Raw genomic sequence first — 23,044 nt, 5'->3', positions numbered from 1 at the left:
GGCGACCCTCCGGGTTTCGCAAACGCTTAGGCGAGCGTTCGGGCGATGTCACCCGTCAGTCCTTCAGCACCCGATCCGCCCGCTTCTTGACCAGCACGGTCCGCAGATCATGCATCGCCAACAACAGACGGTCGGTCACCGCATCCAACTGCGCGTCCGTGGCCCGCGACTGTACCCAATGCGCCGTCAGGTTCAGGTGATCGACAGCCCGCAGGATGTCATCGATGTCCCGTGCCGCCAACTCCGCCGTCCGTGCGACCATCCAGTCCGCGATAGCGTCTTCATCGGCTTCAGTCAGCTCGGTGTCGCCCTGCGGCTTCACTAACCCGTTGTTGATATTGATCGTGGCGATCTGGTTCAGTTCCAGCCGCCGCTGCCGGTTTTCGGCATCCACGCGGAAGACGAGCGCGCCGTTGTCCTTGACGCGGAAGTAATAGGGGGGGAGGCCGCCGTTGGTCATGGACTAGCCCAACCCCTCGCAGAACCGCTTGATCCGCCCGCAGGCTTCGGTCAGCGCCTCGTCCGAGGTCGCATAACTCACCCGGAAATGCGGCGATAGTCCGAAGGCCGCGCCGAAGACGACGGCCACGCCTTCCTCCTCCAGGAGGGCGGTCGCGAAGGTCTCGTCGTCCGTGATTTGCGCGCCGCCCGCTGACGTCTTGCCGATGCACCCGGCGATGCTGGGATAAACGTAGAACGCACCCTCCGGCACCGGACATTCGATGCCCGGACAGGCGTTCAGCCCCTTTACCACCAGATCGCGACGGTTTTTGAACAGCGCCTGATTGGGCCGGATAAAGCTCTGCGTCCCCTCAAGCGCCTCGATCGCCGCCCACTGAGAAATCGAACAAGGGTTGGAGGTCGACTGCGACTGCACCTTGCGCATCGCCGCGATCAGATGCTCCGGTCCGGCGGCGTATCCGATCCGCCAGCCGGTCATGGAATAGGCTTTGCTGACACCGTTCATCGTCAGGGTCCGGTCGTAGAGTTCCGGCTCCACCTGCGCGGGCGTGGCAAAGACAAAGTTGTCGAACACCAGGTGCTCATAGATGTCGTCGGTCAGCACCCAGACATGCGGGTGTCGCATCAACACATCCGTCAGCCCTTTCAATTCAGACGCCGAATAGGCCGCGCCGGTGGGGTTCGATGGCGAGTTGAAGATCAGCCACTTGGTCTTCGGCGTGATCGCCGCCTCCAGCGCTCCGGGCGTCAGTTTGAAACCGGTCTCGATGGTCGCTTCGGCAATCACCGGCTCGCCGCCCGCCAACAGCACCATGTCGGGATAGCTGACCCAATAGGGGGCGGGGATCACCACCTCGTCGCCGGGGTTCAGTGTGGCCGACAGGGCGTTATAGATCACGTGCTTGCCGCCCGAGCCGACCGTCACCTGCGCAGGCGTGTACTCCAGCCCGTTGTCGCGCTTGAACTTGTCGCAGATCGCGGCCTTCAATTCGGGAATTCCGTCGACGGCTGTATACTTGGTCTTGCCATCCGCGATGGCCTGTATGCCGGCGTCCTTGATATTCTGCGGCGTGTCGAAATCCGGCTCACCCGCGCCCAGACCGATGACGTCGCGCCCTGCGGCCTTCAGTTCGCTGGCCTTGGTCGTGACCGCTATGGTTGGCGATGGTTTCACGCGGGACAGGCTGTCGGACAGGAACGCCATGGAGGTCTCCGGGTTGGCTTCGATGCCTCGACTTCCTAGGGTGCGCCTGACCTTTGGGCAAGCCAGAGGCACCCTGTGCAATAACCCAAGAGGACTTTCATGCCAGAAGACAGCGATTGGTACGATCCCGGCACCACGACGTTCGGCGACCGCCTGACCGGCGCCCGCGAAGCGGCGGGTCTGAATGTTGACGAATTGGCGCATCGTCTGGGCGTCAAGGGCAAGACCATCCGCGCATGGGAGGAGGACCGCGCCGAACCGCGCGCCAACCGCGTGTCGATGCTGGCCGGGCTGACGAACGTGTCGCTGGTCTGGCTGATGACGGGCGCGGGCGAAGGGCCGAACGGCGATGCATCCGGCGCCGATGGCGATCTGCTGAAAGAGGTAGAGCTTCTGCGCCGCGAGACGGCGCGCCTGGCCGACCGGCTTGGCCTTCTGGAGCACCGCCTGCGCGCCCGGTTCGAGGGCGACGCATGATACCGGGGGAAAACCCGGTCACCGACACGGAAACCCGGCGCAAGCGGCTGAAGATCCGCGCATGGCGGCGGGGCATCAAGGAAATGGACCTGATCCTGGGCGGTTATGCGGATGCCGAACTGGCCGGGATGGACGACGATCAACTGGCATTATTCGAAGCGGTTCTGGGCGAAAATGACCACGATCTGTATTCCTGGGTCACCGGACAGACCAGCGCGCCGGATCGGTTCGCGCCGCTGATGGCCGCATTGGGACGCCGCGCGGCGGGATTGGGCCGATAAATTCCGTGTTTTAACGAATTATCAGGACTTTTCGGTTCAAACCTGTGTCGACGATGATCGAGATCAGGATGCCTGCCGCATGAGCCGACTGGAAAACTTCAAGCCCCGCACGCAGCCGGATTTCATGTCCGGCTACCTTGATGCGCTGACGCTGGTAGAACGGTTGCACCGACTTCTGCTGGACGTCATCAAGGACGAGTTCGAACGTGTCGGAATACTGGAAATCAATGCTGTTCAGGGGCTGCTTCTGTTCAACATCTCCGACAACGAGGTCACAGCGGGCGAGTTGAAATCGCGCGGCTACTATCAGGGTTCGAATGTCAGCTATAATCTCAAGAAGCTGGTCGAGATGGGCTATATGCACCATCAAAGGTGCGAAATTGACCGTCGTGCCGTCCGCGTTCGACTGACACCCAAGGGGCGCGATGTCCGCGATATTGTCGAGGCGCTGTTCCTGCGCCACGCTGACGGTATCCGCCACACAGGCGTTCTGTCGGATGCGGGCCTGGTGGAAATCGTCGGCACGCTGCGCCGGGTCGAGCGTTACTGGGCCGACCAGATTCGCTACATCTACTGACGTGTCGCTCCGGGACGGGCAGGATATCTGACGCCCCGGCCCGATTACACTGACCAGACCGCTTCAACCCGACCGCATGGTTTCGCAGTCCTACTGGCTTCCACTAATCCCATCCTCCGCCCATCTCTGGTATGACCTGCGTGAGGCTGGGGAATCGGCTTGCGCCCCCTTTCCCCCGCACATAGAGACATGCTCGATTTAACCCCGCCCTCCGGCGGGGCAATTCGCATATGCGCGCGGCCCCAAGACGGTCCCGCAGCCCACGAGACAAAGCAAGCTACAAAGGATGATCCCATGCAGGTGACCGAGACCCTGAACGAAGGCCTCAAGCGCGGCTACACCATCACGGTCCCCGCCTCTGATCTGGAAGCCAAGGTCAGTCAAAAGCTGGTCGAAGCGCAGCCCGACATTGAAATGAAGGGTTTCCGTAAGGGTAAGGTCCCGATGGCGCTGCTCAAGAAACAGTTCGGCCAGCGGTTGATGGGCGAGTCGATGCAGGAAGCCATCGACGGCGCCATGGGTGAGCATTTCGAGAAATCGGGCGAACGCCCGGCTATGCAGCCCAAGGTCGAGATGGCCAACGAAGACTGGAAAGACGGCGACGACGTCGTCGTCTCGCTGTCCTACGAAGCGTTGCCGGACGTCCCTGAGGTCGACTTCTCGGACGTGAAGATTGAAAAGCTGACGGTCGAGCCGGCCGAGGCCGATGTGCAGGAAGCTCTCGAAGGGCTGGCCAAGAACGCCCAGACCTTCGAGACCAAAAAGGGCAAGGCTGCCAAGGGCGATCAGGTCGTCTTCGATTTTCTGGGCAAGGTCGACGGCGAACCGTTCGAAGGCGGCGCCGCCGAGGATTATCCCCTCGTGCTGGGGTCCAACTCCTTCATTCCGGGATTTGAGGACCAGCTGATCGGTGTGAAGGCCGGCGAGGAGAAGGCCGTCGAGGTGTCTTTCCCCGAAGATTACCAGGCCGAACATCTGGCCGGGAAGGCCGCCGTCTTCGACTGCACCGTCAAGGAAGTGAAGAAACCCGCCGATGCCAAGATCGACGATGACATGGCCAAGCAGTTCGGGGCCGAAAACCTTGAGGCGCTGACAGGTCAGATCAAGGAGCGTCTGGGTACCGAATACGCCGGGGCCGCCCGCCAGATCGTCAAGCGCCAGCTTCTCGACCAACTCGACGGTCTGGTCACGTTCGATCTGCCGCCCAGCCTGGTCGAAGCCGAGGCGAACCAGGTCGCACACCAGTTGTGGCACGAAGAAAATCCCGACGTGCAAGGTCACGATCACCCGGAGATCACCCCGACGGAGGAGCATAAGTCGCTCGCCGCTCGTCGCGTTCGTCTGGGCCTTCTGCTGGCCGAACTGGGCCAGAAGGAAAAGGTCGAGGTCACCGACGCCGAAATGACGCAGGCGATCATGACGCAGGCCCGTCAGTATCCGGGTCAGGAGCGCGAGTTCTTCGAATTCATCCAGAAGAACCAGCAGGCTCAACAGCAGCTGCGCGCGCCGCTGTTCGAAGACAAGGTTATCGACCTGATCCTCGAACGCGCCAAGGTCACCGAAAAGGCGGTTACCAAGGAAGAATTGCAGGCCGAGGTCGAAAAGCTGGAAGAACTGTAAGACTGGACGACATCGGAACAATCAAGGGCGGCTTTCAGGTCGCCCTTTTTTGCGACACTTCTGAATAAGCGGATCGCAGTCCAGGACCCTGGCCTCTGAATCTCGGATCCGCGCCAATAAACCAGTTGAACCTGTGCCTGACCGAAACGTCCCGGTGCTGCGCGTGACGCCGATTGGTCTCCGGGACTGACAGCCTTACCTTGCCCCCGAACGGACCGGAGCGGTGTTGTCATGGCATGCAGATCATTATCCAACGGCAACCGCCGCCGTCATTCATCGGGCGTTATGCGCAGGACTTCGCCGGCGTCGCTGTCGATCAGCACGATGAATGACCCGTCAGACTGCACGTCGACATCGCGCACCCGGCCCAGATCGCGCAACAGGCGCTCTTCTTCGACGACCAGACCGTTTTCCAGCGACAGGCGGACCACCCCGCCCGGATTAAGGGACGTGATCAGGATGTCACCGTTCCAGTCACCGAATGCCTCGCCGGAATGGAACGCCATACCGCCCGGCGCGATCACCGGGTCCCAGAAATAAACCGGCTGCTCCATTCCGTCCGCCACAGCCGCTCCGGACCCGATGGGGCCACCGGAATATCGCTCTCCATAGGAAATCACCGGCCAGCCATAGTTCAGTCCTGCTTCGGGGCGGTTCAGTTCATCGCCGCCCTTGGGTCCGTGTTCGACCGTCCAGAGCGTCCCGTCAGCATCCAGCGCCGCGCCCTGAATGTTGCGGTGGCCATAGGACCAGATCGTGTCGATGGCCCCCGCCTGGCCGATGAAGGGGTTTCCATCGACCGCATCGCCGTCCATCGTCACGCGGACCACCTTGCCATATGTCTTGTCCAGGTCCTGCGCATAGACACGTTCCTTGTCAGACGACCGCTCTCCTACTGTGATTGCCAGATTGCCGTCGGGCAGAACAACGACGCGGCTGCCATACTGTTTTGTCGTGGGCGAGGCCGGGCTTTGCACGAAAATATCGGTGACATCGGACACGGCGGACATATCATCCGAGAGTGTCATCTTGGCCGCCGCCGTGACGCTGCCGCCTTCGACCGGCTTGGCATAGGTAATCACGATGATATCCGTTTCGTTGAAATCGGGGGCCAGCACCACGTCCAGCAGTCCGCCCTGTCCCTGAGCCAGCACGTCCGGCACGCCGGCGATCGGGTCCGACAGGATGCCGTTGGGCGAAATATAGCGCAATCGGCCCACCCGTTCGGTCACAAGCCAGCCTTCGCCATCGGGAAGGGTGGCGATTCCCCAAGGGCGTTCCAGCCCGCTTGCCAGCGTCTCGACCTTCAGGGCCACTCCGCTGTCGATCAGGGGCGCGCGCGTCTGTTCGGGGAAGGCGGGGGGGAAATCGGTGTTGCGGGGACCATAGGAAAAACTTTGCGCCGCAGCCATCAGAGGCAGGATCGTGAAGGTCAGGGCAACGGCAGACAGGCTAGGCAAAGGGTGCATTGGAACGTCTCCGGATCTCTGAGGTCTTTCTGACAAAGATAGGGCAACGGCATCCCTTGTCATGATGATTTCCAACCAGTCCGGGAGATATCGACAAAAAAGGGCCGCGCCAGATCTGGCGCGGCCCTTATCAGCTTGATGTACGGTCTGCCCGATCAGGCAGGCTGTTCTTCACTATCATCGCTCTTTGGCGCTTCGGCCGAGGTACCTTCATCGTCGCTTCCGAAGTCATCGGCAGCCGCACCCAGATCGTCGAACAACTCTGAAATCTCGAACTCTGCAGCGGCTTCTTCTTCCGCGGCCAGTTCCTGGATCGACTTGCCGGCGGCCTGAAGCTCGGCTTCTTCGTTCGACCGTGCGACATTCAGCTCGATCTCGACCTCGACTTCGGGGTGCAGGCGAACCGTCACACCATGGATGCCGAGGTCTTTGATCGGCGCTTGCAGGATGACCTGCCCGCGCGCCACGGTGAACCCGTTTTCGGTCGCCACGTCGGCGGCGTCACGCGTGGTGACAGAGCCGTAGAGCGCGCCCGAATCCGACGCGGAGCGGATGATGATGAACTGCTGGCCAGCCAGCTTGTCGCCCATCGCCTCGGCTTCCTTGCGGGTCTCCAGGTTGGTGGCTTCCAGCTGTGCCTTGCGGCCTTCGAACGCCTTGATGTTGGCATCGGATGCCGAGAGCGCCTTGCCTTGCGGCAGCAGGAAATTGCGGGCGTGACCGGGCTTGACGTCCACGACCTCGCCCATCTGGCCAAGCTTGGCCACACGTTCCAGAAGGATCACTTTCATGTCGAAGTCTCCTTATTTCACGGCATAGGGCAGCAGGGCCAGGAACCGGGCGCGCTTGATTGCCTTGGCAAGGCGACGCTGGTTCTTGGCCGACACGGCCGTAATACGGGACGGGACGATCTTGCCGCGTTCGCTGATGTAGCGTTGCAGCAGACGGGTGTCCTTATAGTCGATCTTCGGGGCGTTGGGGCCTTCGAACGGATCGGACTTGCGACGGCGGAAGAAAGGTTTCGTAGCCATGTGTTCCGCTCCTTATCGCCGCTCGCGGCGTTCGCCGCGTTCGGGGCGCTCGTCACGCTTCTGCATCTGGACCGAGGGGCCTTCCTCGTGGGCATCGACCTTGATGGTCAGCACGCGCATGACGTCGTCATGCAGGCGCGCAAGACGCTCCATTTCCTGAATCGCATCCGACGGGGCGTCGGTGCGCAGGAAGGCATAGTGGCCCTTGCGGTTCTTGTTTATCTTGTAGGCCATGGTCTTCACGCCCCAGTACTCGCTCTCGACGACGCTGCCGCCGTTGTCCGCGAGGACGGTGCTGAAGTGTTCCACAAGGCCCTCGGCCTGCGCGGTGGACAAGTCCTGCCGCGAAATCATCACATGCTCATAGAGCGGCATGTCAGCTCCTGTTCTTGTAACGCGTGTTTCATAGTCCGGACCAGACCCGCCCCCCGGACACGAGAGACCACGCGGTTGAAAAGCGTGGCGGGATGGGCGGGGTATAGCGATGTCGGGGCAGGGCGCAAGGGGGCACGCTGTAAGGGTCAGAGGGCCAGGTACGCGCCGCGTCTGCGCCGTGAAAAGAATGCCTGCCTCCAGCGTTATACCGCTTCAGTCAATTGTCAGATACATCTGCTGAGGATCGGTATTTACCCGTTGACCTTCCAGGCGCTGGAAGGTGTATCGCGGCAGAAAATCCCCAGTGGGCGGAGATTTCATGCAGAAGACTAAGTCAATCCTTGTTGTGGGCGGGTATGGTGCCGTTGGACGATATATCGTCCAGCATCTTCACACCCTCCTGCCGCACTCCGGGATCGTCATCGCCGGTCGTTCGCACGACAAGGCGGAGGCTGCGGCGCGCGAATTCGACAGCAGGGTATCGGCGGCGCAGGTCGATCTGACGTCTCAAGACTCGATCGCAACTGTCTTCCCGACCGTATCGCTTGTCATTCTGAACACCGAAACCGGTTCCGAGAATGCCGCGCGCGCCTGCATCGATCATGGCATATCCATGATATCGGTCGCGGCGAGCGTTCCTGTCATGCAGGCTATTGGAAATCTGGACGATATGGCGAAGGCCGCGAACGTCGCGCTTGTCACCGAGGTCGGCCTTGCGCCGGGCCTGTTGAACATACTGGCGCGGGAGGTAGTCACCCGTCTCCCGGATACGCGACATCTGGACCTGGTCGTTCAACTCGGGCTGATCGGAGAACACGGCCCGGAAGCGATGAACTGGACGATTGCGCGGGCAAACGAGGTCGAACGCGCGGTCATCCTCGATCCGCCCTTTCCGGATGTCGGTCGTCGCGTCATTCCGGTGGATTTCGTCGATCGGGATAAAATGCGGAAAGACCTTGGGGTCGCGACCGTCGCTTCGTTCCTGGTGATATTGCCCAGATGGACGACAACATGGGTGCAGCGACTGGCACCCTATCTCGTCAACCGAACGGGATTGCTCGCCAGACTGGAACCGGGCTTTAAAGCCCTCACCAAATTGACCGGAATGCGCGAAAACGAAATGGTGCTCGTTGTGCGTGCGCGCTCAGGCAGCAGGCGCGAAACACTTCGGATTACCGGCGAAAACCAGTCCCGTGTCACCGGGATCGCCGCGGCAAGAACAGCAGAACGCCTTATGACGATGCCTCCCGACGGCAGAACCGGCACTATCGGCATGGCAGACATCGTCAGCCTGGAAGACATCATGAAAGACCTCGAACGAATCGGATGTTCCCTGGCTTGATGCGAAACTTCGGCCCACACGCACAAACGGATCTTGGTCCGTGGTCGGACATGCACACCTGCACACAACCTGTTGATCTCTTTATCTTCGCTTTTCGTCGGACAAGGCGGTGGTATGACCAACGGACCTGACGCCCTTTTCGGAGATCGCAATGATCCGCGCGCCCCTTATCACCGCCCTTCTGGCGAACTCCCCGGCTTTCGCCGAGCCCGAGACATACGTTCTCGACCCAAGCCAGAGCCAGACGCTGTTCAGCTACAGCAATTTTGGCTATTCGACGACCTGGGGCATGTTTTCGGGCTGGGAAGGCACCCTCGACTTCGACGCCGAAGACCCCGCCAATTCATCGGTCGAGGTGTCGATTCCCGCGTCGGCCCTGTTCACCGGTTGGGAACAGCGGGACGAAAACCTGTCCTCTCCCGACTTTTTCGACATGGCGACCAACGATACCGTCAGTTTCGTGTCGACGGCCATCGACGTGACCGGCGATGACACCGCCAAGATCACAGGCGACCTGACACTGGGCGGTGTGACCAGATCCATCGTTCTGGATGCCAGGCTGAATCAGCAGGCGGATCACCCGCAGGAAGGCAAGCCATGGGTCGGCTTCACCGCGACGACCAACCTGCTGCGGTCGGAGTTCGATGCGGGCGCCTTCGCACCGTTCATCTCGGACGAAGTCGATGTGCAGATCTCGATCGAGGCGGGCAAGCGAGACGACTGATGCAAAGGACCGATGCCTGCCGACGAGGCATCGCGGGCGGTCATCAGAAAAACGCCTGCAACCCGGTTTGCGCCCGGCCCAGGATCAGGGCGTGAACATCATGCGTGCCTTCGTAGGTGTTCACCGTCTCCAGGTTCATCATGTGGCGAATGACGTGATATTCCTCGGAAATCCCGTTGCCGCCGTGCATGTCCCGCGCCATTCGTGCGATCTCCAGCGCCTTGCCGCAGTTGTTGCGTTTGATCAGGCTGATCATCTCGGGGGCCGCTCGCCCTTCGTCCATCAGGCGCCCCACACGCAGGCAGCCCTGCAATCCGAATGAAATCTCGGTCTGCATATCGGCCAGTTTCTTCTGGAACAACTGCGTCTGCGCCAGCGGTTTGCCGAACTGCTTGCGGTCCAACCCGTAACTGCGCGCTGCATGCCAGCACGCCTCCGCCGCGCCCATCACGCCCCAGCCAATGCCATAGCGCGCCCGGTTCAGACACCCGAATGGCCCCTTCAGGCCCTGCACGTTCGGCAGCAACGCATCTTCGCCGACCTCGACACCGTCCATCACGATCTCGCCGGTGGTCGAGGCGCGCAAGGACTGCTTGCCGACGATTTTCGGCGCGGACAGGCCGGGCATTCCCTTGTCCAGAACGAAGCCACGGATCTTGCCTTCATGCGCGTCGGACTTGGCCCAGACAACGAAGACATCGGCAAACGGCGCGTTCGAAATCCACATTTTCGATCCCGAAATCCGGTATCCGCCGTCGGTCTTCACCGCCCGCGTCTTCATGCCCGCCGGGTCCGACCCGGCATCCGGTTCGGTCAGGCCGAAACAGCCGATCAACGTGCCCGCCGACAATCCGGGCAGGTATTTCTTACGCTGATCTTCCGACCCGTAGGCATGAATCGGGTACATCACGAGCGAGGATTGCACCGACATCATGCTGCGATATCCCGAATCCACCCGCTCGATCTCGCGCGCGACCAGGCCATAGGTGACATAACTCGACCCCAGCCCGCCGAATTCCTCGGGGATGGTGATGCCCAGAAGCCCCGCATCACCCATCTTTTTGAAAAGTCCGGGGTTTTCGGTCTCCCCGGCGTAGGCGTCCCGAACGATCGGGGCCAGTTCAGCCGCGGCAAAGGCGCGCGCCGCATCGCGCAGCATCCGCTCCTCTTCGCTCAGCTGATCTTCCAGACGGAACGCATCGGCCCAGTCGAACTGTGCCAGATCGGGGCCGAACCCCTCGGCAGACAAGTCTTTCATCGCATCCTCCTGACCGTTTCGTCCTGAATACGCCTCGCGCGCCCCGGCAGCAACGCGGCCTGACCGCGCGTCTTGACCAGGGGGGGATGAAAATGCCCCATGCGCGGATGAAATCACCAATGACCTCAATCGACGACGTGCAACTCCGCCTGGCCGGGCAGGACTATGTTTGCGGACGTGCGCTGGCGACCGTGATCTATCTGGCGCTGACCCTGAACCGCCCGCTTTTTCTGGAAGGCGAGGCCGGGACCGGCAAGACCGAGGTGGCCAAGGCCATCGCCGCGACACTGGGCCGCCGTCTGATCCGCCTGCAATGCTACGAAGGCCTCGACGCCTCCAGCGCCGTCTACGAATGGAATTTCGCCGCGCAGATGGTTGCCATCCGCCGGGCCGAGGCGACGGGCGAGACGCCGCCCGACCTGTTCTCGGACGACTTCCTGATCGCGCGCCCGTTGCTGGAGGCGATGAAACCCCAGCCCGGCGGCCCCCCCGTCCTGCTGATCGACGAGGTCGACCGCACCGATGCTCCGTTCGAGGCCTTCCTGCTGGAAGCCCTGTCCGATTTCCAGGTCACGATCCCGGAAACCGGCACCGTCAGGGCGCCCGAGCCGCCCATCGTCATCCTGACGTCCAATCGCACCCGCGAGGTCCATGACGCCCTGAAACGACGCTGCCTGTATCACTGGGTCGATTACCCGACGCATGACCGAGAAATGGAAATCCTCGCCGCCCGCGCGCCCGAGGCCAGCGCCGCCCTGTCCCGCGAAGTCGTGGCTTTCGTCCAGAAACTCCGCACCGAGGACCTGTTCAAAAAACCAGGCGTGGCGGAAACCATCGACTGGGCCAAGTGCCTGCTGGCGCTGGACATGATCGACCTGTCGCCCGAAGTCATTGCCGACACGCTGGGCGCGCTGCTGAAATATCAGGACGATATCCAGAAGCTGCACGGGTCCGAGGCCAGGCGGATTCTGGACGAAGTGCGGGCAGAGGTCGGGTGATCTACCGGCGCGATACCCGCGCACGTGCCCCCAGTTCAGTCAGGGTGTAGGCCGGGGCGACCACTCCGAAACCACCCCGCACGAACCACGGATCGGACGGCAGACATCCCGGTCCGCAGATCAACTGCACCCGTGCCCCGGCCCCGTCCACGAACCACAATCGCCCGCCGGGCGTGGCGATGTAACCATCAACCCCCTGCCGACGATCGGCGCGAACGTCGCCCGGAGAGGGAATCTCCGAATCGGCATTGGGCGAAAACGCGCCGTGGGTATGATATGATGCCAGCACATCGACCATCGACCGGCCGCGACGCGGGGAACAGCCGTTTTGTCCCCCGCGTCGCGGCCGGGTGGCAAGAACGCGGCCGGCCCGATCCACCCCGATGGTGCCGCAGTATTCGCGGTCGTCGCGGAAGCTCTGGGCTTGCAGGCCCGACAAGACCTGTCGGGCAGCCTGCGTTATCAGGGCGTCCTGCGCAAAGGCGGGGGTGGCGAATGTAAAGGCAAAGGCGGCAAGCAGAAAACGCATCGGGATCTCCGGTGAATACGTCACGGATGTTGTGGCGCGCGGCGGCAGAGTAAAGCTCCTCTGTCCCGGTTTCTGGTCACATGCTAGAGAAGGGTCGTGGAACACGCCCCCCTCGACCTCCCCGAAGCCCCCCGTCTCGCGGGCAATATCGCGCATTTTGCCGCCGCCCTGCGCCGTGCCGGTGTCCCTGCCGGTCCCGACCGCCTGATCCTTGCCACCCGTGCGGTGCAGGCGGCGGGGTTCACCGATCGGACCGATTTCTATCACACACTGCATGCCGTTTTCGTTCGGCGTCCCGAACACCGCGCCACCTTCGCGCAATTGTTCCGACTGTATTGGCGCGACCCTCGATACCTCGAACACATGATGGCGATGCTGACGCCGACGGTGCGCGGCGTGCAGCAGGACCGCGCCCCGAAACCCGCCGAGAAACGCGCCGCCGAAGCGCTGTTGAACCAGCCCGCGCATCTGCCCGATCCGCAGACCGATCCGCCGGAGGTTCTCGACCTCGACGCGGCCGCGACGGCCAGCACGCGCGAACGACTGCGCACGCTGGATTTCGAACAGATGTCGACTGCCGAGATGGCCATGGCAAAGCGCATGCTTGCCACCCTGCGCCTGCCGGTGAAACCGCTGACCAGCCGCCGCAGCCAGACCGCGCCGCAGGGCCGCATCGACCGACGCGCGACCCTGCGCGCGGCTTTGCGCCGGGGTGACCTGACCACGCTGAAACGGACAAAACCGACGACCCGCTGGCCCAATCTGGTGGCGCTTTGCGACATCTCCGGTTCGATGTCGTCTTATTCCCGCGCGCTGCTGCATTTCCTGCACGCGGTCGCCAACCGCGAGGGGCAGGGCTGGGCCGAGGTGCATGGCTTCACATTCGGCACCCGCCTGACGAATATCACACGTCACTTGCGGACCCGCGACGTCGATGCTGCGTTGGCCGCCGCCGGGGCCGAGACGCAGGATTGGGAGGGCGGCACCCGCATCGGTGACACGCTGCACGTCTTCAATCGCGACTGGTCGCGGCGGGTGCTGGGGCAGGGGGCCGTCGTGTTGCTGGTGACCGACGGACTGGACCGGGGCGATGCCGACCGCCTGGCGTTCGAGGCGCGCCGCCTTCACCTGTCGGCACGTCGGGTGATCTGGCTGAATCCGTTGCTGCGCTTCGACGGCTTCGCGCCGAAAGCCGCCGGCATCCGCGCACTTCTGCCACATGTCGACAGCCTGCGGGCCGGGCATTCAATCGCAGCGCTTGAGGGGTTGGCCGAGGCCCTGTCGCGCCCAGATGATGTGGGCGACCTGACTCGTTTGCGGCGATAGCGCAGGTTCCGGGTCGCGACGGATCTGCGCGCGAACGTATGACCCACGTAATACCCGAGTCATACGTCCGGGCATACCATGCATTTCACCCCTCTCTATGCCGATTTCGGCACCCGGATTCGCAGGGGCGGACCCTATGCCGAAACCGGTCCGGTCTTCCTGTGCGCCGATCTCTGCACGGCATGGTCTGACGACGGGGTTCCCCCGATTCTCACCACGTCACCGGACTATCTGGTCAAGGGATACACGGCCGACGACCGCATACTGTATGGCACCTGTGCTATCGTTCCGGCCGCCGATCCGGCCCGCTAAGTCGCGCTCAGGCTGGAGATTCCGGCTATCGCCTATGTCGATGTGCGGTCGGCGCGGAACAATTGTTTTCAGACGCGGGCACTGCGCGACGATGAAATCGGGATGCTATCCGATAACAAGCGGTTGCAGTGGAACTACAGGGAGAAGGCGGCGTTGATACCGGCAATATCGTGTTCCTAAAGGAGGCCACAATGCCCCGTCAGATTCGTCGCGGACAATCTTTCCGCACTGCCACTGCCCTCGCCGCCAGCGTATCATTGCTGGTACCCGGATTTGCCCTGCCTGTCGCCGCGCAAGATGCCGGAGACATCACTGCGGATTGTACCGCCGAATTCTCAACCGACGCCGAAGGATTGGCGAATTGCGTGACCGATCGTACGGCGCAAGCCCTCGAGCAGACGCAGTCAGATGCGGATGCCGCCGCCGCACAGGCCGAAGCCGACGCTGCCGCTGCCGTAGCTGCCGAGGCACAGGCTGAAGCGGATGCCTCTGTCGAGGCCGAGGCCGATGCGGAAGTTCAGGCACAAGCCGACGCCGACGCCGCCGCCGCTCAGGAAGCCGCCGACAAGGCTCAGGCCGAGGCCGATGAGGCAGCTCAGGCTCAAGCCGATGCCGAGGCCGCCGCACAGGCTCAAGCTGAAGCAGACGCTGAAGCTGAAGCCGAAGCCCAGGCGGAGGCAGATGCCGCCGCAGCAGAGGAAGCCGCAGCAGAGGAAGCTGACCGTGCTGCGGCCGAAGCCGAAGCTGCCGAAGCCGAAGCCGCCGAGCAGGCGCAGGCCGATGCAGATGCCGCCGAGCAGGCGCAGGCCGAAGCGGAGTTGGAGGCAAATCTTAAGGCCGAAGCGGATGCCGCCGCCGCCGCCGAAGAGGCTGACAGGGCTGCTGCCCAGGCCGAAGCAGATGCTACCGCGAAAGCCGATGCGGAAGCCAAAGCTGAAGCTGCTGCCACGGCCCCGGAAAACGGGAACGGCGCAGTCGTCGAGACTCAGGCCGCCGAAGGCGAGAACGGTGCAGAGGCCCTGCAATCGCAGGAAGCCGCAAGCGCCGATGCAAACGCGGCTCCGGTTATGGATGAGACCCCGTTGATCGAATCTGCACCCGCCGAGAGCGCAATCGCCGCCGAAGTCGCCGCCCGTCCCGAGCCGGTGCTGAATGCCGAGCAGGAAGAAGCCCGGGAGCAGGCCGAAATGGCACTCGGCGCACTGTCGGACAACAATGCCGATGCGACGCCGGTCGCTGCAGCCGCCGCTCAGGAAGGCGAGGCGGATAACGTGGAGGTCGCCGAGGAGACCATCCAGGCATCGGATGTCCGGACCTCGTCCGAGGAGTTCGAAACCCAGGCCACCGTGTCTGCCGAATCCACTGCGACGGCGGAAGATGAAGACCGTTTCGACCGTAACGACAAGATCCTGCTGGGTGCCCTTGGTGCCTTGGCGGTCGGTGCGATTCTGGTGAACAACAATAACCGTTCGCGTGTCGTTTCGAACTCGGGCGACAGGGTGGTTGTGCAGCGGGAAGACGGTAACCTGCAGATTCTCAAGGATGATGACGTTCTGCTGCGTCAGGCCGGATCGAATGTGCGGACCGAGCGGTTCGACGACGGATCGACCCGCCAGACCGTGCTGCGTGAAGACGGCAGCAGTGTGGTGACGATCCGCGATGCGTCTCTGCGGGTTCTGCGCCGGGAGTTGGTGCAGGCCGATGGCTCGCGTTATTTGCTGATCGACGACACTGCCAAGGTGGAGCCGGTGGATGTCGAGCATTTGCCCGATCCGATCGTATCGACCCGCTCGGTCACGACGAACGGGACTGATCCGCTGCGCGATGCACTGGCCCGCGAACGGGGTTTGGACCGCCGCTTCAGCCTGGCGCAGGTCCGCAACATCCCGCAGGTTCGCGCGCTGGCCCCGGCGTTCGAAGTCAACACCGTGACCTTCGCGTCCGGCTCTGCCGCCATCGCGCCTGAACAGGCCGCGAACCTGTCCGGTCTGGCACGTGAAGTCGTCGCCGCCATTGAGGCCAACCCGCGGGAGGTTTTCCTGATCGAAGGTCACACCGACGCAGTGGGCGACGCTGCCTATAATCTGGCACTGTCGGACCGCAGAGCTGAAAGCCTTGCGCTGGCGTTGAACGAATACTTCAACGTTCCGGTCGAAAACATGGTCATCCAAGGCTATGGTGAGCAGTTCCTGAAGGTGCAGACGCAAACCGACGAGCGGGCCAACCGCCGCGCCACCGTGCGTCAAATCACCGACCTGTTGCAGACTGCCGCCGCGAACTGATCGCGGTTCACACGGCACGACATCGGCCCGCCCCTTTCCGGGGGCGGGCCGTTTTGCGTATGATGCCTGCCTATATCCCTGGCACCGGAGAGACGGACATGGACTCCATCGACGACGCCCCGGCCGCTGCACTGGCCTGGCACCGCGCGGGCAAGGGTGCTGCCCTAGCCACGGTGATCGAGACCTGGGGCAGCGCGCCGCGTCCGCGTGGATCGCAACTGGCAATCTCGGAGGACGCGCAGATCGTCGGCTCGGTCTCCGGCGGCTGCGTCGAAGGGGCAGTGGTGGCCGAGGCGCTGGACGCGATGGGCGACGGTGCACATCGGATTCTGGAATATGGTGTGTCGGACGACGAGGCGTTTGCCGTTGGGCTGGCCTGCGGCGGCACAATCCGCATCCTGCTGGAGCCGGTGGGCGGGACGTTGCCCGAGGATGTGCTGACCGAGCTGGTGTCGCGGCGATCGAGGTCCGAAGCGGTGGGGCAGGCCGTCAACATCAGAACCGGTGCGACGAACCTGATCGCGTCTGACGCCATTCAGGACCGCCTGCGCCACGACCGCAGCGGGTTCGAGGCGGATGGCGAGACCTTCGTGACCCTGCACGCTACTCCCCTGCGACTGGCAGTGGTCGGTGGGGCTCATATCGCGCAGGCGCTGATACCGATGGCGCGGCTGGCGGGCTATGCCGTTAGCTTGATCGACCCGCGCGAAGCCTTCGCGGCACCCGAACGGTTTCCTGACACGGTCCTGGTCCACGACTGGCCCGACGAGGCGATGAAGGCCTTGGCGCCCGATGCCCGGACCGCGGTTGTTCTTCTGTCGCACGACCCCAAACTGGACGATCCGGCGCTTGGCGTCGCCTTGGCGAGCGATGCTTTCTACGTCGGCGCGCTGGGGTCGACCCGGACGCACGCCAAACGGATCGCGCGATTGCAGGCCGCAGGTTTGTCCGACGCCGACATCACACGGATCGATGCGCCGATCGGACTGGATATCGGCGCGAAAACACCGGGCGAAATCGCCGTCGCGGTGCTTGCGGCGATGACCCGGGCGCTGCGGCGAGGTTCGGCGTGATCTTCGGGGATGTGCCGCTGGACCGCGCGGCGGGCGCGATTTTGGCGCATTCGGTGCGATTGCCGGAGGGCCGCTTGCGAAAAGGTGTCGTGCTGGGCGATGCGGAGGTTGCGCGCCTGCGGGACGCCGGAATTGACCATGTGACGGTCGCACGCTTGACCAGCACCGATATGGACGAAAACGAGGCCGCCACGCGGATCGGCTCGGCTTTGCTGGCGGACGGACTGGAACTGCGCCCCGCCTTCACCGGGCGCGCAAACCTGCATGCAACGCAGGCCGGCGTGTTCGAGGTATCGCGCCAACGGATCGACGCACTGAACCTCTGCGACCCGGATATCACCGTGGCGACCCTGCCGGAATGGCAGCGGGTGGCGGCAGGCATGATGGTGGCGACCGTGAAGATCATCCCCTACGCCGCCGATTTTGCGGTCTTCGGTCCACATCTGGATGCGGCCCGTGGCGCGCTGCGCCTGCATCCGCCTGCGATTGACCGGGCGGAGCTGATCGTGACGAAGCTGACCGGCGCACCGACCGGGGTGATGGCAGTGCTGTCGCGCCTCGACCGGCTTGGCGTGGCGCATTCGGTGACCGAAGTGGCACACGAGATCGGGGCGTTGTCGCAGGTTTTGGCAGCGGGCGATGCGCCCCTGCGGCTGATCCTGACGGCCTCGGCCACATCCGATGTGCGCGACGTGGGGCCTGCCGCGCTGGTGGCGGCTGGGGGCCGGCTGACACGGTTCGGTATGCCTGTCGATCCGGGGAACCTGCTGTTTCTGGGCGACCTGAAGGATGCCCGGGTGATCGGCCTGCCGGGATGCGCGCGGTCGCCCGCGCTCAATGGTGCGGACTGGGTGCTGGAGCGGGTGATCTGCGGGGTGCCCGTCACGTCCGGCGATATCGCAGGCATGGGGGTCGGTGGCCTGTTGAACGAAATTCCGACGCGCCCGCAACCCCGCGACAGGGCAAACCGCTGATGTTGTCGCATATCACGCTGGGCACCGACGATCTGCCGCGTGCGATGGCGTTCTATGACCCGGTTCTGGCAACGCTGGGCCTGTCGCTTCGCTTTCGGGAGGAGCACTGGGCCGGGTGGCAGGCAACCGACGCGGAGCGGCCGCTGTTCATCGTGACCCCGCCGCTGGATGGCAGCGCCAGCGCGGGCAACGGCACGATGATCGCGTTCGAGGCGATGGACCGGGCGGCGGTGACGCGCTGTCACGCCGTCGCGCTGACCCATGGTGGCACGGACGCAGGCGCGCCGGGTCCGCGCCCGCAATATCACGCCGATTATTTCGGTGCATATTTCCGCGATCCGGACGGCAACAAGCTGGCGGTTGCCTGTCACGCGCCTTCGTCGCCATCGGGACGCTAGCCAAGACAAAATCAGTGGTTCTCAGTCAGGCGCGGCTGTGCTTACCTGTCGTCAGTTGAGGAGGATACCCAATGACGAAAGTCACGATGACGGTGAACGGCAAGTCCCGCACCGCGGATGCCGAAGGCCGCACCTTGCTGGTGGACTGGCTGCGCGAGGGGTTGCGCCTGACTGGCACGCACGTCGGATGCGACACCAGCCAGTGCGGCGCCTGCGTGGTTCATGTCAACGGCGCGCCCATCAAGGCCTGCACCGCGCTGGCGCAGGAACTGGACGGCGCCGATGTTACCACTATCGAAGGCATGGCCAACGCCGACGGATCGCTTGGCGCCGTCCAGCAGGCGTTTCAGGATTACCATGGATTGCAGTGCGGGTTCTGCACGCCGGGCATGGTGATGTCGGCGGCAGCCTTGCTGAAGGACAATCCGAAACCGTCGGAAGCGGATGTCCGGCATTACCTCGAAGGGAACATCTGCCGCTGCACGGGCTATCACAATATCGTCAAGGCGGTGATGGCAGCCAGCGGTCAGGAGGTCGCGCCCGTCGCAGCCGAATAGGCGCGACGAACGCGAATGACGGGGACTGGTCCGACCGCGGGCCGATCCTCGGGGGCGCGGAAGGGAGGAGCCGCGCCCCAGTCTCAAATATCGGCAGGGCGAGGCGTTCACCCACGGACCGCCCCCTGCGCAACGGGAGGATCTGATTATGCCCAAGGACACCGGAATTGGCGCCAGCCCCAAACGGCGCGAAGACGTTCGCTTTCTGACCGGGAAGGGGCGTTATACCGATGACATCAACGTCGCCGGGCAGACGCATGTTGTTTTCCTGCGCTCGGACGTGGCGCATGGTACGATAAAATCGATCGACACTGCCGCCGCCGAGGCGATGGATGGCGTGGTGCGAATTTTCACCTCCAAGGATTTCGACGGTGTGGGCGGCATCCCATGTGGTTGGCAGATCACCAGCCGTGACGGCAACGTCATGCAGGAGCCGAAACACCCGGTTCTGGCCGAAGGCAAGGTTCGGCATGTCGGCGACCCGATTGCCGCCGTCGTTGCCGAGACCGAAAGTCAGGCGCGCGACGCGATGGAGGCCATCGTCGTCGAGATCGACGAGTTGCCCGCTGTCATAGACATGAAGAAGGCCGTGGCCGAAGGCGCGACCAAGGTGCATGACGAACTGGACAGCAACCTGTGCTATGATTGGGGCTTCGTCGAGGAAAACCGCGATGCCGTCGAGCAGGCGATGAAAGACGCGGCGCATGTCACGACGCTGGAATTGGTCAACAACCGTCTGATCGCGAATCCGATGGAACCGCGCGTGGCAGTGGGCGATTACACATCGCATGACGGTCAGTCGACGCTTTATACAACGTCGCAGAACCCGCATGTCATCCGTTTGTTGATGGGCGCGTTTGTCCTGAACATCCCCGAGCACAAGCTGCGCGTGGTGGCCCCGGACGTGGGTGGCGGCTTCGGCACCAAGATTTTCCACTATGCCGAGGAAGCCTTCTGCACCTTCGCGGCCAAGGCACTGGAGCGTCCGGTCAAATGGACCTCCACCCGGTCGGAGGCGTTCATGTCCGACGCGCATGGCCGTGACCACGTCACCAAGATCGAACTGGCGCTGGATGCGGACCACAACTTCACCGCCGTCCGCACCGAAACCTATGCCAACATGGGGGCCTATCTGTCGACCTTCGCGCCCTCGGTCCCGACGTGGCTGCATGGCACGCTTATGGCAGGAAATTACAAGACGCCCCTGGTTTATGTGAACGTCAAGGCGGTGTTCACCACGACGGTGCCGGTCGATGCCTATCGCGGCGCGGGTCGCCCCGAAGCGACATTCCAACTGGAACGGGTGATCGACAAGGCGGCGCGAGAACTGGGTGTCGACCCGGTCGAGTTGCGGCGCAGGAACTTCATCCGAGAATTTCCGTATCAGACGCCTGTGGCCGTGGAATACGACACCGGCGATTACGACGCGACGATGGACAAACTGCTTACGATGATCGACCGCGACGGGTTCGAGGCGCGCCGCAAGGACAGCGAGAGCCGGGGCAAGCTGCGGGGCCTGGGCATCAATTGTTATATCGAGGCCTGCGGCATCGCGCCGTCGAAACTTGTGGGTCAGTTGGGCGCGCGGGCGGGTCTATACGAATCTGCCACCGTGCGGGTGAATGCGACCGGTGGTCTGGTCGTCATGACCGGCAGCCACAGTCACGGGCAGGGGCACGAGACATCGTTTCCGCAGGTCGTTGCCGACATGATCGGCATCCCCGAAGACCAGATCGAGATCGTGCATGGCGACACCGCCAATACGCCGATGGGCATGGGCACTTACGGGTCACGCAGCCTTGCCGTCGGCGGCAGTGCGATTTTCCGCGCCACCGAGAAAATCATCGCCAAGGCCAAGAAGATCGCGGCGCACATCATGGAAGCCGCCGAGGGCGATATCGAATTGAAGGACGGCAAGTTCACCGTCGCGGGTACCGACAAGGAATTGGCCTGGGGGGACGTGACGCTGGCGGCGTATGTGCCGCACAACTATCCGCTGGAAGATATCGAACCGGGGCTGGAGGAGACGGCATTCTACGACCCGAACAACTTCACCTATCCGTCGGGCGCCTATGCCTGCGAAGTCGAGGTCGACCCCGAGACCGGCAAGGTCGACGTGCTGTCGTTTGCCGCCGCAGACGATTTCGGCAACGTGATCAACCCGATGATCGTCGAAGGTCAGGTCCATGGCGGCATCGCGCAGGGCATCGGTCAGGCGCTTCTGGAAAATTGCGCCTATGACGAGGACGGGCAATTATTGTCGGCCAGTTACATGGATTATGCCATGCCGCGTGCCCACGATTTCCCGATGTTTCAGGTTGACCATTCCTGCGCCACGCCCTGTACCCACAACCCGTTGGGCGTCAAGGGCTGCGGCGAAGCGGGCGCGATCGGATCGCCACCGTCGGTCGTGAACGCTGTGCTGGACGCGCTGGCCAGCGCCGGTCACGACGTCGGGCATATCAACATGCCGCTGACCCCCGTGAAGGTGTGGGCAGCGATGAACAACGCTGGCGGAACCGGAAGCGGCACGGCCCATGGCCGGTCGGTCGATGGCCCTGCGGCCAAGATCTGAGGAGACAAAGATGTATAATTTCGAACTGGTAAAGCCTTCGACCCTGCAGGACGCCGTTGCGGCCCTGAAGTCCGAGGATGCGCAGGCGCTGGGTGGCGGGCAGACATTGTTGCCCACCATGAAGGCGCGGCTGGCGATGACCGAACAACTGGTTGCGCTATCCGGCATCGACGAAATCAAGGGCATCTGCACCGATGACGACGGGCGTATCTGCATCGGAGGGGCCACAACGCACACGGCCGTGGCCGAAGGCGCGACGGGCTATCCGGCGCTGGCGTCGCTGGCGGCGCGGATCGGCGACCCTGCAGTGCGGAACCGGGGCACGATTGGCGGATCGCTGGCCAACAACGATCCCTCGGCCTGTTATCCGGCGGGGGCACTGGCGTCGAATGCGACCATCGTGACCAACGTGCGCGAGATAGACGCCGACGACTTCTTCCAGGGCATGTTCGAGACCGCGCTGGACGAAGGCGAAATCATCACCGAGGTGAAGTTTCCGGTGCCCGAAAAGGCAGCCTATGAAAAGTTCATCCAGCCCGCCTCGCGCTTTCCGCTGGTCGCGGTCTTCGTGGCCAAGTTCTCGGACGGAGTGCGCGTTGCGGTAACGGGGGCTGCGTCGGACGGCGTGTTCCGCTGGTCCGAAGCCGAGGAGGCGCTGTCGTCGGATTTCTCGGAGGACGCCGTCAGAGGCCTGACGGCACCGGACGCGGGCGGCATGATCTCGGACCTGCATGGTGACGGGGCGTACCGCGCGCATCTGGTCAATGTGATGACGGCGCGTGCGGTCAAGGCAGCGGTCTGACCCCTCGCGACCTTATGGCGGAGGGACAGTGGTATAGCTGTCTCGCGCCTGAACTGGAGGCGATGCGCGTCACGGCGCGCGCCGCCTGTCATTCCCATGCGACACTTGCGCCGGACCGGCGCGGCCCGGTCGCGCCACGGCTGCCGGGCGTGACTGTCGGGGCGGGTGCAATCATCGGGGCCGGGTCCGTGGTGACGCGGGACGTGATGCCCGGAACCTGTGTGCTGGGTAATCCAGCATGCGCGCGGTGATGGCGAGGCGTCGAGGTTTCAAGCCCGGAAAATCCAGAGTTGATTCCCGCCCCGCGCATCCTGACGCGCACATCGGCTATTTTTGGCGCAGCGCTGAGCCATCATCAGCGCATCATTCTGTCGTCCGGGCGAATCTGCTGGAACGCT

Annotated in this window: 24 protein-coding genes and 2 pseudogenes; 18 read left to right on the top strand and 8 right to left on the bottom strand. The window is 63.3% G+C overall.

Features of this window, described 5'->3' with window-relative positions; translation table 11 throughout:
* Positions 1-55: 55 nt before the first annotated feature.
* Both AC13C2_RS05755 and AC13C2_RS05750 read right to left on the bottom strand, forming a co-directional pair.
* Positions 56-460 (bottom strand): hypothetical protein, encoded by a 405-nt coding sequence (locus AC13C2_RS05755; protein WP_092762168.1) that lies wholly within the window; start codon positions 458-460, stop codon positions 56-58.
* Between the two features lie 3 nt (positions 461-463).
* Positions 464-1,666, bottom strand: coding sequence for a pyridoxal phosphate-dependent aminotransferase (locus tag AC13C2_RS05750; protein WP_482886199.1), 1,203 nt, complete (start codon positions 1,664-1,666; stop codon positions 464-466).
* Positions 1,667-1,765: 99 nt separating this feature from the next.
* On the opposite strand from AC13C2_RS05750, the gene AC13C2_RS05745 reads away from it, so the two are divergent.
* From AC13C2_RS05745 to tig, 4 genes are all read left to right on the top strand, one after another.
* Positions 1,766-2,143 carry a helix-turn-helix domain-containing protein gene (locus AC13C2_RS05745; RefSeq protein WP_482886198.1) on the top strand — a complete coding sequence of 126 codons (378 nt, stop codon included), beginning with the start codon at positions 1,766-1,768 and terminating at the stop codon, positions 2,141-2,143.
* The gene (locus tag AC13C2_RS05740; protein ID WP_092762175.1) at positions 2,140-2,424 is read left to right on the top strand and encodes a succinate dehydrogenase assembly factor 2; all 285 of its coding nucleotides are present in this window, start codon (positions 2,140-2,142) and stop codon (positions 2,422-2,424) included. The genes AC13C2_RS05745 and AC13C2_RS05740 overlap by 4 nt, the downstream gene beginning before the upstream one ends.
* A gap of 79 nt (positions 2,425-2,503) precedes the next feature.
* Positions 2,504-3,001 (top strand): MarR family winged helix-turn-helix transcriptional regulator, encoded by a 498-nt coding sequence (locus tag AC13C2_RS05735; protein WP_092762177.1) that lies wholly within the window; start codon positions 2,504-2,506, stop codon positions 2,999-3,001.
* Positions 3,002-3,295: 294 nt separating this feature from the next.
* A complete protein-coding gene (tig, locus tag AC13C2_RS05730) occupies positions 3,296-4,621 on the top strand; it encodes a trigger factor (RefSeq protein WP_482886197.1) in 1,326 nt (441 codons plus the stop codon).
* Between the two features lie 269 nt (positions 4,622-4,890).
* On the opposite strand, the gene AC13C2_RS05725 is transcribed toward tig, so the two are convergent.
* From AC13C2_RS05725 to rpsF, 4 genes are all read right to left on the bottom strand, one after another.
* A complete protein-coding gene (locus AC13C2_RS05725; RefSeq protein WP_482886196.1) occupies positions 4,891-6,090 on the bottom strand; it encodes a PQQ-dependent sugar dehydrogenase in 1,200 nt (399 codons plus the stop codon).
* A 155-nt stretch (positions 6,091-6,245) separates the two neighbouring features.
* The gene (gene rplI, locus AC13C2_RS05720; protein ID WP_482886195.1) at positions 6,246-6,881 is read right to left on the bottom strand and encodes a 50S ribosomal protein L9; all 636 of its coding nucleotides are present in this window, start codon (positions 6,879-6,881) and stop codon (positions 6,246-6,248) included.
* A 12-nt stretch (positions 6,882-6,893) separates the two neighbouring features.
* Positions 6,894-7,121: a 30S ribosomal protein S18 gene (gene rpsR / locus AC13C2_RS05715; protein ID WP_092762185.1), complete on the bottom strand. Its 228-nt coding sequence runs from the start codon at positions 7,119-7,121 to the stop codon at positions 6,894-6,896.
* Positions 7,122-7,133: 12 nt separating this feature from the next.
* Entirely contained in the window at positions 7,134-7,496 is a 363-nt protein-coding gene (gene rpsF / locus AC13C2_RS05710; protein ID WP_092762186.1) for a 30S ribosomal protein S6, read from the bottom strand.
* Positions 7,497-7,815: 319 nt separating this feature from the next.
* On the opposite strand from rpsF, the gene AC13C2_RS05705 reads away from it, so the two are divergent.
* Both AC13C2_RS05705 and AC13C2_RS05700 read left to right on the top strand, forming a co-directional pair.
* Positions 7,816-8,838: a saccharopine dehydrogenase NADP-binding domain-containing protein gene (locus AC13C2_RS05705; RefSeq protein ID WP_482886194.1), complete on the top strand. Its 1,023-nt coding sequence runs from the start codon at positions 7,816-7,818 to the stop codon at positions 8,836-8,838.
* A 151-nt stretch (positions 8,839-8,989) separates the two neighbouring features.
* Entirely contained in the window at positions 8,990-9,562 is a 573-nt protein-coding gene (locus tag AC13C2_RS05700; RefSeq protein WP_482886193.1) for a YceI family protein, read from the top strand.
* 43 nt (positions 9,563-9,605) lie between these two features.
* Here AC13C2_RS05700 and AC13C2_RS05695 read toward each other — a convergent pair whose 3' ends face one another.
* Positions 9,606-10,820 (bottom strand): acyl-CoA dehydrogenase, encoded by a 1,215-nt coding sequence (locus AC13C2_RS05695; protein WP_482886192.1) that lies wholly within the window; start codon positions 10,818-10,820, stop codon positions 9,606-9,608.
* Positions 10,821-10,927: 107 nt separating this feature from the next.
* On the opposite strand from AC13C2_RS05695, the gene AC13C2_RS05690 reads away from it, so the two are divergent.
* Entirely contained in the window at positions 10,928-11,818 is an 891-nt protein-coding gene (locus AC13C2_RS05690) for an AAA family ATPase (protein WP_339644162.1), read from the top strand.
* A gap of 1 nt (position 11,819) precedes the next feature.
* Here AC13C2_RS05690 and AC13C2_RS05685 read toward each other — a convergent pair whose 3' ends face one another.
* Positions 11,820-12,347, bottom strand: coding sequence for a DUF4329 domain-containing protein (locus tag AC13C2_RS05685; protein WP_482886191.1), 528 nt, complete (start codon positions 12,345-12,347; stop codon positions 11,820-11,822).
* A 96-nt stretch (positions 12,348-12,443) separates the two neighbouring features.
* Between AC13C2_RS05685 and AC13C2_RS05680 the strand changes: the two genes are divergently transcribed.
* The 11 genes and pseudogenes from AC13C2_RS05680 to AC13C2_RS05630 form a co-directional block, all read left to right on the top strand.
* Complete coding sequence (locus tag AC13C2_RS05680) at positions 12,444-13,673, top strand: vWA domain-containing protein (protein WP_482886190.1); 1,230 nt, start codon at positions 12,444-12,446, stop codon at positions 13,671-13,673.
* 78 nt (positions 13,674-13,751) lie between these two features.
* Positions 13,752-13,985 carry a DUF1203 domain-containing protein gene (locus AC13C2_RS05675; RefSeq protein WP_482886189.1) on the top strand — a complete coding sequence of 78 codons (234 nt, stop codon included), beginning with the start codon at positions 13,752-13,754 and terminating at the stop codon, positions 13,983-13,985.
* 191 nt (positions 13,986-14,176) lie between these two features.
* Positions 14,177-16,267 carry an OmpA family protein gene (locus tag AC13C2_RS05670; protein ID WP_482886188.1) on the top strand — a complete coding sequence of 697 codons (2,091 nt, stop codon included), beginning with the start codon at positions 14,177-14,179 and terminating at the stop codon, positions 16,265-16,267.
* A gap of 98 nt (positions 16,268-16,365) precedes the next feature.
* A complete protein-coding gene (locus AC13C2_RS05665; protein ID WP_092762198.1) occupies positions 16,366-17,340 on the top strand; it encodes an XdhC family protein in 975 nt (324 codons plus the stop codon).
* A complete protein-coding gene (locus tag AC13C2_RS05660; RefSeq protein WP_092762200.1) occupies positions 17,337-18,314 on the top strand; it encodes a molybdopterin-binding protein in 978 nt (325 codons plus the stop codon). Before AC13C2_RS05665 ends, AC13C2_RS05660 begins: the two co-directional genes overlap by 4 nt.
* Positions 18,314-18,712: a VOC family protein gene (locus AC13C2_RS05655; RefSeq protein WP_092762202.1), complete on the top strand. Its 399-nt coding sequence runs from the start codon at positions 18,314-18,316 to the stop codon at positions 18,710-18,712. The genes AC13C2_RS05660 and AC13C2_RS05655 overlap by 1 nt, the downstream gene beginning before the upstream one ends.
* Positions 18,713-18,783: 71 nt before the next feature.
* The gene (locus AC13C2_RS05650) at positions 18,784-19,269 is read left to right on the top strand and encodes a (2Fe-2S)-binding protein (protein WP_092762204.1); all 486 of its coding nucleotides are present in this window, start codon (positions 18,784-18,786) and stop codon (positions 19,267-19,269) included.
* 148 nt (positions 19,270-19,417) lie between these two features.
* Entirely contained in the window at positions 19,418-21,844 is a 2,427-nt protein-coding gene (locus AC13C2_RS05645; protein ID WP_482886187.1) for a xanthine dehydrogenase family protein molybdopterin-binding subunit, read from the top strand.
* Positions 21,845-21,854: 10 nt separating this feature from the next.
* Positions 21,855-22,646: an FAD binding domain-containing protein gene (locus AC13C2_RS05640; RefSeq protein ID WP_482886186.1), complete on the top strand. Its 792-nt coding sequence runs from the start codon at positions 21,855-21,857 to the stop codon at positions 22,644-22,646.
* Between the two features lie 14 nt (positions 22,647-22,660).
* Positions 22,661-22,732: pseudogene (locus AC13C2_RS05635) on the top strand (sugar O-acetyltransferase); the annotation flags it as partial.
* A gap of 54 nt (positions 22,733-22,786) precedes the next feature.
* Positions 22,787-22,897: pseudogene (locus tag AC13C2_RS05630) on the top strand (sugar O-acetyltransferase); the annotation flags it as partial.
* Positions 22,898-23,044 lie beyond the last annotated feature (147 nt).

The organism is Jannaschia sp. L-14R (assembly GCF_056857695.1).
The sequence above is the reverse complement of the archived record's forward strand: the minus strand, read 5'-3'. Positions and strand labels throughout refer to the sequence as shown.

Excerpts from the sequence above, each read along its gene's own strand:
- AC13C2_RS05755 (WP_092762168.1), bottom strand. The coding sequence starts at position 460 with ATGACCAACGGCGGCCTCCCCCCCTATTACTTCCGCGTCAAGGACAAC.
- AC13C2_RS05750 (WP_482886199.1), bottom strand. The coding sequence starts at position 1,666 with ATGGCGTTCCTGTCCGACAGCCTGTCCCGCGTGAAACCATCGCCAACC.
- AC13C2_RS05745 (WP_482886198.1), top strand. The coding sequence starts at position 1,766 with ATGCCAGAAGACAGCGATTGGTACGATCCCGGCACCACGACGTTCGGC.
- AC13C2_RS05740 (WP_092762175.1), top strand. The coding sequence starts at position 2,140 with ATGATACCGGGGGAAAACCCGGTCACCGACACGGAAACCCGGCGCAAG.
- AC13C2_RS05735 (WP_092762177.1), top strand. The coding sequence starts at position 2,504 with ATGAGCCGACTGGAAAACTTCAAGCCCCGCACGCAGCCGGATTTCATG.
- tig (WP_482886197.1), top strand. The coding sequence starts at position 3,296 with ATGCAGGTGACCGAGACCCTGAACGAAGGCCTCAAGCGCGGCTACACC.
- AC13C2_RS05725 (WP_482886196.1), bottom strand. The coding sequence starts at position 6,090 with ATGCACCCTTTGCCTAGCCTGTCTGCCGTTGCCCTGACCTTCACGATC.
- rplI (WP_482886195.1), bottom strand. The coding sequence starts at position 6,881 with ATGAAAGTGATCCTTCTGGAACGTGTGGCCAAGCTTGGCCAGATGGGC.
- rpsR (WP_092762185.1), bottom strand. The coding sequence starts at position 7,121 with ATGGCTACGAAACCTTTCTTCCGCCGTCGCAAGTCCGATCCGTTCGAA.
- rpsF (WP_092762186.1), bottom strand. The coding sequence starts at position 7,496 with ATGCCGCTCTATGAGCATGTGATGATTTCGCGGCAGGACTTGTCCACC.
- AC13C2_RS05705 (WP_482886194.1), top strand. The coding sequence starts at position 7,816 with ATGCAGAAGACTAAGTCAATCCTTGTTGTGGGCGGGTATGGTGCCGTT.
- AC13C2_RS05700 (WP_482886193.1), top strand. The coding sequence starts at position 8,990 with ATGATCCGCGCGCCCCTTATCACCGCCCTTCTGGCGAACTCCCCGGCT.
- AC13C2_RS05695 (WP_482886192.1), bottom strand. The coding sequence starts at position 10,820 with ATGAAAGACTTGTCTGCCGAGGGGTTCGGCCCCGATCTGGCACAGTTC.
- AC13C2_RS05690 (WP_339644162.1), top strand. The coding sequence starts at position 10,928 with ATGAAATCACCAATGACCTCAATCGACGACGTGCAACTCCGCCTGGCC.
- AC13C2_RS05685 (WP_482886191.1), bottom strand. The coding sequence starts at position 12,347 with ATGCGTTTTCTGCTTGCCGCCTTTGCCTTTACATTCGCCACCCCCGCC.
- AC13C2_RS05675 (WP_482886189.1), top strand. The coding sequence starts at position 13,752 with ATGCATTTCACCCCTCTCTATGCCGATTTCGGCACCCGGATTCGCAGG.
- AC13C2_RS05670 (WP_482886188.1), top strand. The coding sequence starts at position 14,177 with ATGCCCCGTCAGATTCGTCGCGGACAATCTTTCCGCACTGCCACTGCC.
- AC13C2_RS05665 (WP_092762198.1), top strand. The coding sequence starts at position 16,366 with ATGGACTCCATCGACGACGCCCCGGCCGCTGCACTGGCCTGGCACCGC.
- AC13C2_RS05655 (WP_092762202.1), top strand. The coding sequence starts at position 18,314 with ATGTTGTCGCATATCACGCTGGGCACCGACGATCTGCCGCGTGCGATG.
- AC13C2_RS05650 (WP_092762204.1), top strand. The coding sequence starts at position 18,784 with ATGACGAAAGTCACGATGACGGTGAACGGCAAGTCCCGCACCGCGGAT.
- AC13C2_RS05645 (WP_482886187.1), top strand. The coding sequence starts at position 19,418 with ATGCCCAAGGACACCGGAATTGGCGCCAGCCCCAAACGGCGCGAAGAC.
- AC13C2_RS05640 (WP_482886186.1), top strand. The coding sequence starts at position 21,855 with ATGTATAATTTCGAACTGGTAAAGCCTTCGACCCTGCAGGACGCCGTT.